Origin of the sequence: Streptomyces typhae (assembly GCF_009755605.1) — a bacterium.
GTDB classification, from domain to species: Bacteria; Actinomycetota; Actinomycetes; order Streptomycetales; family Streptomycetaceae; genus Streptomyces; species Streptomyces typhae.
Map to the genome: position 1 here is coordinate 23,629 of NZ_WPNZ01000030.1, position 13,721 is coordinate 37,349.

The following is a 13,721-nucleotide window of genomic DNA, read 5'->3' on the forward strand; positions in this document are numbered from 1 at the left end:
GTCCGTCACCTCAGTCACCCGCGTACCGCTGCTCGTGCCACGGGTCGCCCCGGTGGTGATAGCCGTTCTGCTCCCAGAAGCCCGGTTCGTAGTGGTCCAGGAGTGTGAGCCCGGCGATCCATTTGGCGCTCTTCCAGAAGTACAGGTGCGGGACGACCAGGCGGGCGGGGCCGCCGTGCTCGGGGGGCAGCGGCGCGCCGTCGTACTCCCAGGCGATCCACGCCCTGCCGCCGGTCACGTCGGCGAGGGGCAGGCCCGCGGTGTAGCCGGTGTGGGAGTACGCGACGACGTGCGTGGCCGCGGCCGCGGGACCGGCGGCGCCGAGGAACGCGTCCAGGCTCACCCCGCCGAAGCGCACCCCGAACTTGGACCAGCTCGTCACGCAGTGGATGTCGCCCCGGTACTCGGACGCGGGCAGCGCGTGCGCCTCGTCCCAGGTCCAGGTGCGCGGGCGCGCCACGAGACCGTCGACGCGGAAGGTCCAGTCGGCGGCGGTCAGGCGCGGTGTGACCTCGGCGGACAGGACGGGCCAGCCGTCGCGGGCGTCGTACTGCCCCGGGGGCAGCCGCGGGTCGCGGTCGGCGGCGCGGGCGCGGCCGGTGAAGCCGCGGGTGGGTTCGGTACCGGCGTCGGGGGTCATGCGCGCACCTCGTCGGACGGTCGTGCCGCGGAGTCGGACGGTCGTGCCGCGGAGTCGGACGGTCGTGTCGTGGCCGCGCGGGGGCGCGGCACCGGGACGGCCTCCGCCGCCGTGCGCAGGTCGTCGACGACCTGGCGTTCGTCGAGGGTGAGGAGGGTGCGGTCGCGCATGAGGAGGCGGCCGTCGACGACGGTGTCGCGGACGTCGGCGGCGGTGGCGGCGTAGGCGAGCGTGGACCAGGGGTCGTGCCGGGGCGCCAGGTGCGGCCGGCCGGTGTCCAGGACGATCAGGTCGGCGCGCTTGCCGGGCTCCAGGGACCCCAGCTGGTCGGCGAGCCCGAGCGCCCGCGCCGACTCCACGGTCGCCATGCGTACGGCCTGCTCGGCGCCCACCGCGGTCGGGTCCCCGCCCGCTTTGTGGACGAGCGCGGCCAGGCGCAGGGCGCCCAGCAGGTCGAGGGTGTTGGAGCTGACGGCGCCGTCGGTGCCGAGGCCGACGGTGACACCGGCCGCGGCCAGGTCGGGGACGCGGGCGATGCCGCAGCCCAGCTTGAGGTTGGACACCGGGCAGTGGGCGACAGCGGTGCCGGTGCGGGCGAGCGCGGCGATCTCGGCGTCGGACAGGTCGACGGCGTGCGCGAGCAGTGTGTCCGGGCCGAGGACGCCGAGGGAGTCGAGGAGTTCCACCGGACGCATGCCGTGCAGTTCGGTGACGGTGGCCACTTCGGTGGCGTTCTCGGCGGCGTGCAGATGCAGGAGGGCGCCGTGGGCGCGGGCCAGGTCGGCGATCGCGGTGAGCTGGGCGGGCGCCAGGGTGTACGCGGAGTGGGCGAAGACGACGGGCCTGGTGCCCGGGGCGGGGGAGTGGGCGGCCAGGTGGGCCTTGGCCCACCCGAGGCGGTCGGCGTAGGGGCGGCCGTCCGGGGGGCCCGGTACGTCCATGAAGGTCGGCCCGGTCAGCAGCCGCCATCCGGCCGCCCGCGCCACTTCCTCGGCGGCTTCGTGGAACCAGTACATGTCGAGGGCGGCCGTCACCCCGGCGCGCACCGACTCCGCGACGGCCGCCCGGGTGCCGGTCGCGACGGTCTCCGCGGAGAGCAGCGCGGCCTCGCGCGGGATGACGCGTTCCAGGAAGCCCTGGAGGGTGACGTCGTCGGCCGAGCCGCGCAGCAGGGTCATCGCCAGGTGCGTGTGGGTGTTGATCAGACCGGGCAGCACCAGGCAGCCGCGCGCGTCGATCTCCTCGGCCGGCGTGTACGCGGCGCGCAGCCGGGCGGCGGGGCCCACCTCGACGATCTCGCCCGCGCGCACCGCGACGGCGCCGTCGGGCACGACCGTGCCTGCCGCGTCGACGGTGAGGACGTCGCCGCCGTGGACGAGGAGGTCGATGGAAGTCATGCGGTCCGTTCCCTGCGTGTGCGTGTGCGTGTGCGTGTGCTTGGGCGGTTGCGGTTGTGAGTGCGGGTGCGGGTGCGGGGCGATGGGGGTGCGGTCACCGGTCCTGGGTGTCCGGCGGGGTGTCCGGTGTCGCCCGCGGTGCGGGGATGGTCGGTACGGGTTCTGTCCGCGCGGGCAGCCCGGCGTCCTCGGCGGCCAGCAGGCGCAGCGCCTCCAAGGTTATCCGGGCGGCCCGGGTGACCCCCGCGGCGACCACGGAGCGGTGCGGGTCGTAGCCGCCCGTGGCCTCCTTGTCGACGAGGTCGTCGGCGTTGGCCCCGTCGACGACGAGGGCGCCGCCCGCGATCAGACCGTGCGTCGAGGCGAACACGTACAGCGCCGACAGCTCCATCTCGATGGCGGCGATCCCGGCCCGCTCGTACGCGGCGGCCGGCAGCGGCAGGAAGCCGGGCTGGAAGGCCGCCCGGGTCCACACCACCCCGCGGTGGTGGGGCGCCCGCGCCTCCCGGGCCGCGCGTTGCAGCGCGAGCACCGCCTCGGGCGCGGCGAAGGCCGGGTACTCGGCCGGGATCAGCTGCTGCGTCACGCCGTCGTCGCGGACCGCCGCGTCCGCGACCACCAGGTCGCCGTCCCCGATGCCCGGCCGGATCGCGCCCGCCGTGCCGAGCCGGATGAGATGCGTCACACCGGCCTCCGCGAGCTCCTGGAAGAGGCAGAGCGCGCCGGGGGCGCCCACGCCGTGCGACGACACGACCACGGGCAGGTCGTGCCAGATGCCCGTGAACGTGCGGTACTCGCGGTGGTACGAGACCTCCTTCGCGTCGGTCAGGAGGTCGGCGACCGCCGCGGCGCGGGACGGGTCGCCCACGACCACCGCGTGGGCGGGGAGGCCTGCGCGGGGGATGCCCGAGATGGGCAGGGGCTCTTGGGCCGGGGGGTTTGTCATGCGGGCTCCTGGTCGGGGCGGGTGGGTGGTCCTCGCGGGGGCGCCCCAGTCCCGCCCCTTCACCGATCCTGGGGCTCCGCCCCAGACCCCGTATCGGCGCTTCGCGCCTCGTCCTCAATCGCCGGACGGGCTGGATACTTCGCCGGTGCGGCGATTTCTTCCGGTGCGGCGAAGATCTTTCAGCCCGTCCGGCGTTTGAGGACGAGCGCGAAGCGCGATAAGGCTGGGGTCCAGGGGGCGCAGCGCCCCTGGTTACGGGAAGGGGCGGGACTGGGGCGCCGCAGCGGATCGTAGCCTCACTCGGCCTCCCACAGCGTGGACCCCGCCTCCCTCCGCACCACAGGTGCGATCTCCTCCGCGAACCGCTCCAGCGTCTCGATCTGCTCGCCCCGCGAGAGCCCGAACCCGTCCACGGTGATGGACTGGAGGTCGTGCCGGTAGGCCTGGTGGTAGCCGAGGATCTTGTCGATGATCTGCTGGGGGGAGCCGATGAGCTGGGGCCCGTCGGCGATGGCGTCCTCGATGGTGCGGAAGGGGGTGTTGTAGCCCGCCTTGCCTTCGAGGTCGGGGCGGAAGGTCTGGCGGACCTTGGCCTCGTACAGCTCCCGGTAACGGCTCACGGCCTGCTCCGCGGTGTCCGCGATGAGCAGCCCGCCGGACCCCGCAGCCACATGGGCGCGCGCCGGATCGTGGCCGTGCGCCTCGAACCGCTCGCGGTAGTGGGCGACCAGCTTCGCGTACGCCTCGCGCGGCTGGATGGCGTTGGCGGTGAACAGCGGGTCGCCGTGCAGGGCGGCGAGTTCGGTGGAGTTGAGGGAGGTCGCCGAGCCGTGCCAGACGCGTGGCGGCCCCGCGTACGGCCGGGGCACCGTCGTCACGCCCTTCAGGGCAGGCCGGAACTCGCCCTGCCAGTCGACGTCCTCCTCGCGCCACAGCCGTCGCAGGAGTTCGTACTTCTCCTTCTGGAGGTCCCACTGGCGTGCCTCGTCGAGCCCGAACAGGTCGAAGTGGCCGGCCTCGGCGCCCTTGCCCACGACGAGTTCGACGCGGCCCCGCGAGAGCTGGTCGAGCGTCGCGTAGTCCTCGGCGACCCGTACCGGATCGAGGATCGCGACGACGGTCACGCCGGTCAGGAGCCGGATGCGGGAGGTGCGGGCCGCGAGCGCGCCGAGGACGACCGTCGGGCTCGACGAGAGGAACGCGCCCGCGTGCCGCTCGCCCACCGCGTACGCGTCGTAGCCGAGCCGTTCCGCCTCCACGCCGACTTCGACGACCTCCTCGAACCGGTCGGCGGCGGAGGGGAGTGCACCGGTCAGCGGATGAGGGGAGTGCGAAATGAGGGACAGCACTTGAAACTTCATGCTTCAAATGTGCGCGTCGAACGTTGCGGCGGTGTGGCGGCGGCGTGGCGCGTGCTCGGGGAGACACGCGTAAGGGGCGGTCACAGCGTAAGGAGCGGTCACAGCGTAAGGGGCGGCCTCAATTGAGGCCGCCCCTTACACATGCCAGAGGGTGCACACGCCGGTCGGGCGACGGGCGTCAGGCCTTCTTGCCCAGCAGGTCCTCGACCTTGCCGCGGATCTCGTCCGTGGCGAGACCGCGGATCGTCAGCGTCGTCCGGCGGCGCAGCACGTCGTCGGCCGTCTCGGCCCACTCGTTGTCGCGCGCGTACACGACCTGCGCCCAGATCTCCGGGGCGTCGGGGTGGACGCGCTCGGCGAGCTCCGGGTTCTCGTTGGCGAGGCGGGCGATGTCGAAGGACAGCGAGCCGTAGTGCGTGGCCAGGTGGCGCGCGGTGTCGGGCGCCATGCGCGGGCCGGGGGCCGGGCCGTCGACGAGGAGCCGGTGGGCGACCGCGCGCGGGTTGGCGATGCCGGGCAGCGGCAGCTTCTTCGGCAGCTCCGAGATCGGCACGAAGTCCTCGTCGGCCCCGCCCAGCGGGTGGCCCGGCAGGGACTCCAGCTTCTTCATGACCGTGCGGCCGATGTGGCGGAACGTCGTCCACTTGCCGCCCGCGATCGACAGCATGCCGCCGCGGCCCTCGGTGACGACCGTCTCGCGCTTGGCCTTGGAGGTGTCGCCGGGACCGCCGGGCAGCACCCGCAGACCCGCGAAGGAGTACGTGATCAGATCGCGGGAGAGCTGCTGGTCGCGGATGGAGAACGCGGCCTCGTCCAGGATCTGCGCGGTGTCGGCCTCGGTGACGCGCACGTCGGCGGGGTCGCCCTCGTACTCCTCGTCGGTCGTGCCGAGCAGCAGCATGTCCTCCCAGGGCAGGGCGAACGTGATGCGGTACTTGTCTATCGGCGTGGCGAGCGCGGCCTTCCAGGGGGCGGTGCGCCTGAGGACCAGGTGCGCGCCCTTGGAGAGGCGGATGGAGGGTGCCGCGTCCGGGTTCTCCATCTTGCGCAGGTGGTCGACCCAGGGGCCGGTCGCGTTCAGGACCAGGCGGGCGTCCACACCGAACTCGGTGCCGTCCACACGGTCCTTGAGGTCGGCGCCTGTGACCCGGCCGCCGGTGAAGCGCAGGCCGGTGACCTCGGCGTGGTTGAGGACGGCGGCGCCGGCCTCGGCGGCGGCGCGGACCGTCATCAGGGCCATGCGCGCGTCGTTCATCTGGTCGTCGCCGTACACGGCCACGGCCTTCAGGTTGTCGGTGCGCAGCTCCGGCACGTCCTGCGCGGCCTTGGCGGGCGAGAGCAGGTGGCCGACGCCGTCGCCGAACGCGGAGAGCGCGCTGTAGGCGAAGACGCCCGCGCCGAGCTTCGCGGCGCCGTGCGGGCCGCCCTTGTAGACCGGCAGGTAGAAGGTGAGCGGGTTGGCGAGGTGCGGTGCCACCTGACGGGACACCGCACGCCGCTCGAAGTGGTTCTCCGCGACCAGCTTCACGGCGCCGGTCTGCAGGTAGCGCAGGCCGCCGTGGAGAAGCTTGGAGGAGGCGGAGGAGGTGGCGCCGGCGAAGTCGCCGGCGTCCACCAGGGCCACCCTGAGACCCGACTGCGCGGCGTGCCAGGCGGTGGAGATGCCCAGGATTCCGCCACCGATCACCAGGAGGTCGTAGGACGCCTTGGAAAGACGGTCCCGGGTCTCGGCGCGGCTCGGCGCGCTGCCGGCGGCCGGGGGCGTACCGAGGGCCGGGAAGGCGGGACCGCTCTGCAGGGTGGTCATGGTTGCTTAACTCCTCATCGGCTGAGCTGAGTGCGGTTCAGCTCTCGTCAGCTCTCGTCTTCGAGCCAGCCCATGGTCCGCTCGACGGCCTTGAGCCAGTTCTTGTACTCACGGTCGCGGATGTCCGCGTCCATGCGGGGGGTCCACTCCGCGGCCCGGCGCCAGTTGGCGCGCAGGTCGTCGGTGGAGGACCAGAAGCCGACGGCGAGGCCGGCGGCGTAGGCGGCGCCGAGGCAGGTCGTCTCGGCGACCATGGGGCGCACCACCGGCGCGTCCAGGAAGTCCGAGATGGTCTGCATCAGCAGGTTGTTGGAGGTCATGCCGCCGTCGACCTTGAGGGCCGCGAGCTCGACGCCGGAGTCCTTCGTCATGGCGTCGGTGATCTCGCGGGTCTGCCAGGCGGTGGCCTCCAGGACGGCGCGCGCGATGTGCGCCTTGGTGACGTACCGGGTCAGTCCCGCGATCACACCGCGGGCGTCGGAGCGCCAGTACGGGGCGAACAGACCGGAGAACGCCGGTACGAAATACGCGCCGCCGTTGTCCTCGACCGAGGACGCGAGGGTCTCGATCTCGGCGGCGGAGTTGATCAGGCCCATCTGGTCGCGCATCCACTGCACCAGCGAACCGGTGACGGCGATGGAGCCCTCCAGGGCGTAGACCGGCTTCTGGTCGCCGATCTGGTAGCCCACGGTGGTGAGCAGGCCCGAGTAGGAGTTGATGGCCTTCTCACCGGTGTTCATCAGCATGAACGTGCCGGTGCCGTACGTGGACTTGGCCTCGCCCTCCTCGAAACAGGTCTGGCCGAACAGGGCCGCCTGCTGGTCGCCGAGGGCGGAGGCGACCGGGATGCCGCCGAGCAGGTCGCCCAGCTTGCCGCCGGTGACCTCGCCGTAGACCTCGGCGGAGGAGCGGATCTCGGGGAGCATCGGCATCGGCACGCCGATGGACTCGGCGATGCGCGCGTCCCACTTCATGGTGTGCAGGTTCATCAGCATGGTGCGGGAGGCGTTGGTGACGTCGGTGACGTGCTTGCCGCCGTTCACACCGCCCGTGAGGTTCCAGATGACCCAGGAGTCCATGGTGCCGAAGAGGATGTCGCCGGCGTCGGCGCGCTCCCGCAGCCCCTCGACGTTGTCGAGCAGCCAGCGGGCCTTCGGGCCCGCGAAGTAGGAGGCGAGGGGCAGACCCGTCTCACGGCGGAAGCGGTCCTGGCCGACGTTGCGGCCGAGTTCCTTGCAGAGGCCGTCGGTGCGGGTGTCCTGCCACACGATGGCGTTGTGCACCGGCTCACCCGTGGTCCTGTCCCACAGCAGCGTGGTCTCGCGCTGGTTGGTGATGCCGATGGCCTTGATGTCGTCGCGGGTGATGCCGGCCTTGGAGATGGCTCCGGCGACGACTTCCTCGACGTTGTTCCAGATCTCGGTGGCGTCGTGCTCGACCCAGCCCGGCTTCGGGAAGATCTGCTCGTGCTCCTTCTGGTCGACGGAGACGATGCGGCCGTCCCGGTCGAAGACGATGCAGCGGCTGGACGTGGTGCCCTGGTCGATGGCCGCGATGAAGGGGCCGTCGTGCGAAGGAGTGCCTGCGGTGTGCGCGTCGGTCACGGTGTGCTCCTGGGGTACGTGGTGGTGGGGTCGGCGGGTTCGCTCAGAACAGCTTGAAGATGCATGCGGCGAGAGCGCCGCCGAGCAGCGGACCCACGACGGGAATCCACGCGTACGACCAGTCCGAACCACCCTTGTTGGGGAGCGGGAGCAGGGCGTGCACGATGCGGGGTCCCAGGTCGCGGACCGGGTTGATGGCGTAGCCCGTGGGGCCGCCGAGCGAGAGGCCGATGCCCACCACGACGAGCGCGGTGATCAGGGCACCGAGGGTGCCGAGGCCGTTGCCGCCGTCGTTGAGACCCTGCGTGAGGATCGCGAGGACGAGCACGGTGGTGGCGATGATCTCGGTGACGAGGTTCTGCGCGATGTTACGGATCTCGGGACCGGTGGAGAAGATGCCGAGCACGGGGCCTGCCTTCGGCGCCGCCTTCTGGTCGACCAGGCCGTCCTCGACGGGCTGGGCCGCGAGCACCTCGGGGTCGGTGAGGTGGGCCTGGAACTGGCCGTAGTACGTGGCCCACACCAGGACCGCACCGATCATGGCGCCGAGGAGCTGCGATGCGAGGTAGACCGGAACGTCGCTCCACTTGGTGCCGCCGTCGACCGCGAGACCGATGGTGACCGCCGGGTTCAGATGGGCGCCCGAAACACCGCCGGCCAGATAGGCGCCGGTCAGGACCGCGAAGCCCCACCCGAAGGTGATGGCGAGCCAGCCCGCGTCCTTGGCCTTCGAGCGCTTGAGCGTGACGGCGGCGCACACGCCACCGCCGAGCAGGATGAGCACGGCGGTACCGATGGTCTCGCCGATGAAGATGTCGGAGCTGGACACCCGCGACTCCTTTGTCCTTCGTCCAGGGGAAGGCGAACCCCGGGTCCCTCCGGTGGTCCGCGCCCTCAGGTGAGGGCGTTGCCGGCCCTGGCTTGCCCCACTGTAACGCGTAATGCCGTTAGCTGTTCGACAATGCCGACCGGTGGACGCGAGTCTGGCCGTGGGGTTACCAGTGCGTCAAGAGTTCTGTTATTGAAAACACGATCGTTATTGATCGTTCTGGGCTATCAGAAGCACCGCAACCGGAGCCCCCTCGGGGGCACTCCCGCGAGGCCGGGGGGAGGCACCGCAGGGGAGGCCGGGGCGCCCCCTCCGGGAGGACGGGGGCGCGCCCTCCGGGAGGGGGTCAGAAGCGGCTCGCGCCCAGGTCCCGGGAGACCGCGCGGGCGCAGTCCCGCACCGCCGCGATCAGCTCCGGCCGCAGCTCGCCGGAGGGGGAGACGCGCTCCACGGCCCCCGTGATGCCCACCGCCCCCACCGGCATCCGCCGGCGGTCGTGGATGGGCGCGGCCACGGACGCGATGCCCTCCCAGGTCTCCTCGGTGTCGGCCGCGTACCCGCGCGCGCGGGTGAGGTCGAGGACGTCCTCGAAGGACTCCGGCTCGGTCACCGTGTGCGCCGTGAAGGACTGCCGCTCGCCTTCCAGGGCCTCGCTGTGGGCCACCGGGTCGTACGCGGCGAGCACCTTGCCGAGCGCCGTGGAGTGCAGCGGCTGCATCGCCCCGACCTCCAGGACCTGCCTGCTGTCGTCGGGCCGGAAGACGTGATGGACGATCAGGACGCCCTGCTGGTGCAGCACGCCCAGATACACGCTCTCGCCGCTGGAGCGGGCCAGGTCGTCGGTCCACACCAGGGCGCGGGCGCGCAGCTCGTGCACATCCAGATAGCTGTTGCCGAGCCGCAGCAGCTCCGCGCCCAGCTGATAGCGCCCCGAGGCCGCGTCCTGCTCGACGAACCCCTCCTGCTGCAGGGTGCGCAGGATGCCGTGGGCCGTCCCCTTGGCGAGCCCCAGGGAGGAGGCGATGTCCGAGAGGCCGAGCCGGCGCTCCCCGCCCGCGAGCAGCCGCAGCATCGCGGCAGCCCGCTCCAGCGACTGGATGTTCCGTGCCATCGCAGCCCTGTCCTCCCTCTTCAGTAGGCGCATCTTCGGTAGACGTTCGACAATGCTGAACACTATCGGTCGTTGCCGACCTCTGGCTAAGGGTGCGCGTCCGCGGATTCCACCCGGCGGGGCCGGGCGAACACTTCCGGCCAGGTGGCAGTGAAGGTCCGCCCGCTGGGACGCTCTCACCGTGGGGCCGGGGTCCCGGCTACCCTGGCCGGGTGCGGGTCCCCAAGGAGCCCGCAAAGCCGACAGCCGTCGCACTCCAGGGAGCTCATTCATGGCCTCGTTGCCGACCCCCTCATCCGTTTCCGCAGCGGAGACCTCCGCCGGGAAGCGGGCCGACGCCCTCCGCGAAGCACTGGCGACCCGCGTGGTGGTCGCCGACGGCGCGATGGGCACCATGCTGCAGGCACAGGATCCCAGCCTCGAGGACTTCCAGAACCTCGAGGGCTGCAACGAGATCCTGAACGTCACGCGCCCCGACATCGTCCGCTCCGTGCATGAGGAGTACTTCGCCGCGGGCGTCGACTGCGTCGAGACCAACACCTTCGGCGCGAACCACGCCGCGCTCGGCGAGTACGACATCCCCGAGCGCGTCTTCGAGCTCTCCGAGGCGGGCGCCCGCGTCGCCCGCGAGGTCGCCGACGAGTTCACCGCCGCCACCGGACAGCAGCGCTGGGTCCTCGGCTCCATGGGCCCCGGCACCAAGCTGCCCACCCTCGGCCACGCCCCGTACACCCTGCTGCGCGACGCCTACCAGCAGAACGCCGAGGGCATGATCGCGGGCGGCGCCGACGCCCTCCTGGTGGAGACCACCCAGGACCTCCTGCAGACGAAGGCCGCCCTGCTCGGCGCCCGCCGCGCCCTCACCGCCACCGGCGCTAACCTGCCGCTGATCTGCTCCGTGACCGTCGAGACGACCGGCACCATGCTGCTCGGCTCCGAGATCGGCGCCGCGCTCACCGCTCTCGAGCCGCTCGGCATCGACATGATCGGCCTGAACTGCGCGACCGGTCCCGCCGAGATGAGCGAGCACCTGCGCTATCTGGCCCGGCACTCCCGCGTCCCGCTGGCCTGCATGCCCAACGCCGGTCTGCCCGTACTAGGCAAGGACGGCGCGCACTACCCGCTGAGCGCCCCGGAGCTGGCCGACGCCCAGGAGACCTTCGTCCGCGAGTACGGCCTGTCCCTGGTCGGCGGCTGCTGCGGTACGACGCCCGAGCACCTGCGCCAGGTGGTCGAGCGGGTCCGCGGCCTCACCTCGTCCGAGCGCGAGCCGCGCCCCGAGCCGGGCGCCGCCTCGCTCTACCAGACTGTCCCGTTCCGACAGGACACCTCGTACATGGCCATCGGCGAGCGCACCAACGCCAACGGCTCGAAGAAGTTCCGCGAGGCCATGCTGGACGGCCGCTGGGACGACTGCGTGGAGATGGCCCGCGACCAGATCCGCGAGGGCGCGCACATGCTCGACCTGTGCGTCGACTACGTGGGCCGCGACGGCGTGCAGGACATGGAGGAGCTGGCCGGACGCTTCGCCACCGCCTCCACGCTGCCGATCGTCCTCGACTCCACCGAGGTCCCCGTCATCAAGGCGGGCCTGGAGAAGCTGGGCGGCCGCGCGGTCATCAACTCGGTGAACTACGAGGACGGCGACGGCCCCGAGTCCCGCTTCGCCAAGGTCACCGCCCTCGCCCAGGAGCACGGCGCCGCGCTGATCGCCCTGACCATCGACGAGGAGGGCCAGGCCCGCACCGTCGAGAACAAGGTCGCCATCGCCGAGCGCCTCATCGAGGACCTGACGGCCAACTGGGGCATCCGCGAGTCGGACATCCTCATCGACACCCTGACCTTCACCATCTGCACCGGTCAGGAGGAGTCCCGCAAGGACGGCATCGCGACCATCGAGGCCATCCGCGAGCTGAAGCGGCGTCACCCGGACGTGCAGACCACGCTCGGTCTCTCCAACATCTCCTTCGGCCTCAACCCGGCCGCCCGCGTCGTCCTCAACTCCGTCTTCCTCGACGAGTGCGTCAAGGCGGGCCTGGACTCCGCCATCGTGCACGCCTCCAAGATCCTGCCGATCGCGCGCCTGGAGGAGGAGCAGGTCGAGGTCGCACTGGATCTGATCTACGACCGCCGCGCCGAGGGTTACGACCCCTTGCAGAAGCTCATGGAGCTCTTCGAGGGCGTCAACATGAAGTCCATGAAGGCGGGCAAGGCCGAGGAGCTGCTCGCCCTGCCGCTGGACGAGCGGTTGCAGCGCCGCATCATCGACGGCGAGAAGAACGGCCTTGAGGCCGACCTCGACGAGGCCCTCGTGGACCGCCCCGCCCTGGACATCGTCAACGACACGCTCCTCGAGGGCATGAAGGTCGTCGGCGAGCTGTTCGGCTCCGGCCAGATGCAGCTGCCCTTCGTGCTCCAGTCCGCCGAGGTCATGAAGACCGCGGTGGCCTATCTGGAGCCGCACATGGAGAAGACCGACGCCGAGGGCAAGGGCACCATCGTGCTCGCCACCGTGCGCGGCGACGTCCACGACATCGGCAAGAACCTCGTCGACATCATCCTGTCCAACAACGGCTACAACGTCGTCAACCTCGGCATCAAGCAGCCCGTCGCCGCGATCCTCGACGCCGCGCAGGAGCACCGGGCCGACGTCATCGGCATGTCCGGGCTCCTGGTCAAGTCCACGGTGATCATGAAGGAGAACCTGGAGGAGCTGAACCAGCGCCAGATGGCCGCGGACTACCCGGTCATCCTCGGCGGCGCCGCGCTGACCAGGGCCTATGTCGAGCAGGACCTGCACGAGATCTACGAGGGCGAGGTCCGCTACGCCCGCGACGCCTTCGAGGGCCTGCGCCTGATGGACGCCCTCATCGCGGTCAAGCGCGGCGTGCCCGGCGCGACCCTGCCCGAGCTCAAGCAGCGCCGGGTGCCCAAGCGCGACACCCCCGCCGTGGCCGTCGAGGAGCCCGAGGGCCCGGCCCGCTCCGACGTGGCCGTCGACAACCCCGTGCCCGAGCCGCCGTTCTGGGGCACCCGCGTCATCAAGGGCATCCAGCTCAAGGAGTACGCGACCTGGCTCGACGAGGGCGCGCTCTTCAAGGGCCAGTGGGGCCTGAAGCAGGCCCGCGCCGGCGACGGGCCGACGTACGAGGAACTGGTCGAGACCGAGGGCCGCCCGCGCCTGCGCGGCCTCCTGGACGAGCTCCAGACCAAGAACCTGCTGGAGGCGGCCGTCGTCTACGGCTACTTCCCGTGCGTCTCCAAGGGCGACGACCTGATCATCCTGGACGAGCAGGGCAACGAGCGCACCCGCTTCTCCTTCCCGCGCCAGCGCCGCGGCCGCCGCCTGTGCCTCGCGGACTTCTTCCGCCCCGAGGAGTCCGGCGAGACGGACGTCGTCGGCCTCCAGGTCGTCACCGTCGGCTCGAAGATCGGCGAGGCCACGGCGGAGCTGTTCGCCGCCGACGCCTACCGCGACTACCTCGAACTGCACGGCCTCTCCGTGCAGCTCGCGGAGGCACTCGCCGAGTACTGGCACGCCCGTGTCCGCTCCGAACTCGGCTTCGCGGGCGAGGACCCGGCCGACGTCGAGGACATGTTCGCCCTCAAGTACCGCGGCGCCCGCTTCTCCCTCGGCTACGGCGCCTGCCCCGACCTGGAGGACCGCGGCAAGATCGCGGAACTCCTGCAGCCGGAGCGCATCGGCGTCCAGCTCTCGGAGGAGTTCCAGCTCCACCCCGAGCAGTCGACGGACGCGATCGTGATCCACCATCCGGAGGCGAAGTACTTCAACGCGCGCTGAGCGTGTATCGGTCCGCCGGGCGGGCTGCGTCTTGCAGCCCGCCCGGCAGGTTGTAGGCCCCTCCGGCGAGGCCGGATCTTCCAGCCCGTCCGGCGTTTGAGGACGAGGCCGAAGGCCGACAGGGGGCCCGGGGGCGAAGCCCCCGCAACGGCGCCCAGCCCCCGGTGATATTCCAGGGCGCACGGGACGCAAGCCCCGTACACTGGACGGCCCAGCTCAGGCCG

General features: G+C 71.6%; 9 protein-coding genes. 1 reads left to right on the plus strand and 8 read right to left on the minus strand.

Going from position 1 to position 13,721, the window contains the following annotated elements; translation table 11 throughout:
• Positions 1–10 precede the first annotated feature (10 nt).
• The 8 genes from GPA10_RS36610 to GPA10_RS36645 form a co-directional block, all read right to left on the minus strand.
• Positions 11–640 carry a sulfite oxidase-like oxidoreductase gene (locus tag GPA10_RS36610; protein ID WP_157169178.1) on the minus strand — a complete coding sequence of 210 codons (630 nt, stop codon included), beginning with the start codon at positions 638–640 and terminating at the stop codon, positions 11–13.
• A complete protein-coding gene (locus tag GPA10_RS36615) occupies positions 637–2,037 on the minus strand; it encodes an amidohydrolase (protein ID WP_246260402.1) in 1,401 nt (466 codons plus the stop codon). Before GPA10_RS36615 ends, GPA10_RS36610 begins: the two co-directional genes overlap by 4 nt.
• Before the next feature lie 94 nt (positions 2,038–2,131).
• Complete coding sequence (locus GPA10_RS36620; RefSeq protein WP_157169179.1) at positions 2,132–2,983, minus strand: nucleoside phosphorylase; 852 nt, start codon at positions 2,981–2,983, stop codon at positions 2,132–2,134.
• Positions 2,984–3,279: 296 nt separating this feature from the next.
• Complete coding sequence (locus tag GPA10_RS36625; protein ID WP_157169180.1) at positions 3,280–4,344, minus strand: LLM class flavin-dependent oxidoreductase; 1,065 nt, start codon at positions 4,342–4,344, stop codon at positions 3,280–3,282.
• Between the two features lie 178 nt (positions 4,345–4,522).
• Positions 4,523–6,151, minus strand: a complete 1,629-nt coding sequence (locus tag GPA10_RS36630) for a glycerol-3-phosphate dehydrogenase/oxidase (RefSeq protein ID WP_058851748.1) — start codon at positions 6,149–6,151, stop codon at positions 4,523–4,525.
• A 47-nt stretch (positions 6,152–6,198) separates the two neighbouring features.
• The gene (glpK, locus tag GPA10_RS36635) at positions 6,199–7,755 is read right to left on the minus strand and encodes a glycerol kinase GlpK (RefSeq protein ID WP_058851749.1); all 1,557 of its coding nucleotides are present in this window, start codon (positions 7,753–7,755) and stop codon (positions 6,199–6,201) included.
• Positions 7,756–7,798: 43 nt separating this feature from the next.
• Positions 7,799–8,584, minus strand: a complete 786-nt coding sequence (locus GPA10_RS36640) for an MIP/aquaporin family protein (protein ID WP_058851750.1) — start codon at positions 8,582–8,584, stop codon at positions 7,799–7,801.
• A 346-nt stretch (positions 8,585–8,930) separates the two neighbouring features.
• A complete protein-coding gene (locus GPA10_RS36645) occupies positions 8,931–9,695 on the minus strand; it encodes an IclR family transcriptional regulator (protein WP_058851751.1) in 765 nt (254 codons plus the stop codon).
• A gap of 271 nt (positions 9,696–9,966) precedes the next feature.
• Between GPA10_RS36645 and metH the strand changes: the two genes are divergently transcribed.
• A complete protein-coding gene (metH, locus tag GPA10_RS36650; protein WP_157169181.1) occupies positions 9,967–13,497 on the plus strand; it encodes a methionine synthase in 3,531 nt (1,176 codons plus the stop codon).
• The last annotated feature ends 224 nt before the right edge of the window (positions 13,498–13,721 follow it).

Coding starts and splice junctions, on each gene's coding strand:
- GPA10_RS36610 (WP_157169178.1), bottom strand. CDS start 640: ATGACCCCCGACGCCGGTACCGAACCCACCCGCGGCTTCACCGGCCGC.
- GPA10_RS36615 (WP_246260402.1), bottom strand. CDS start 2,037: ATGACTTCCATCGACCTCCTCGTCCACGGCGGCGACGTCCTCACCGTC.
- GPA10_RS36620 (WP_157169179.1), bottom strand. CDS start 2,983: ATGACAAACCCCCCGGCCCAAGAGCCCCTGCCCATCTCGGGCATCCCC.
- GPA10_RS36625 (WP_157169180.1), bottom strand. CDS start 4,344: ATGAAGTTTCAAGTGCTGTCCCTCATTTCGCACTCCCCTCATCCGCTG.
- GPA10_RS36630 (WP_058851748.1), bottom strand. CDS start 6,151: ATGACCACCCTGCAGAGCGGTCCCGCCTTCCCGGCCCTCGGTACGCCC.
- GPA10_RS36645 (WP_058851751.1), bottom strand. CDS start 9,695: ATGGCACGGAACATCCAGTCGCTGGAGCGGGCTGCCGCGATGCTGCGG.
- metH (WP_157169181.1), top strand. CDS start 9,967: ATGGCCTCGTTGCCGACCCCCTCATCCGTTTCCGCAGCGGAGACCTCC.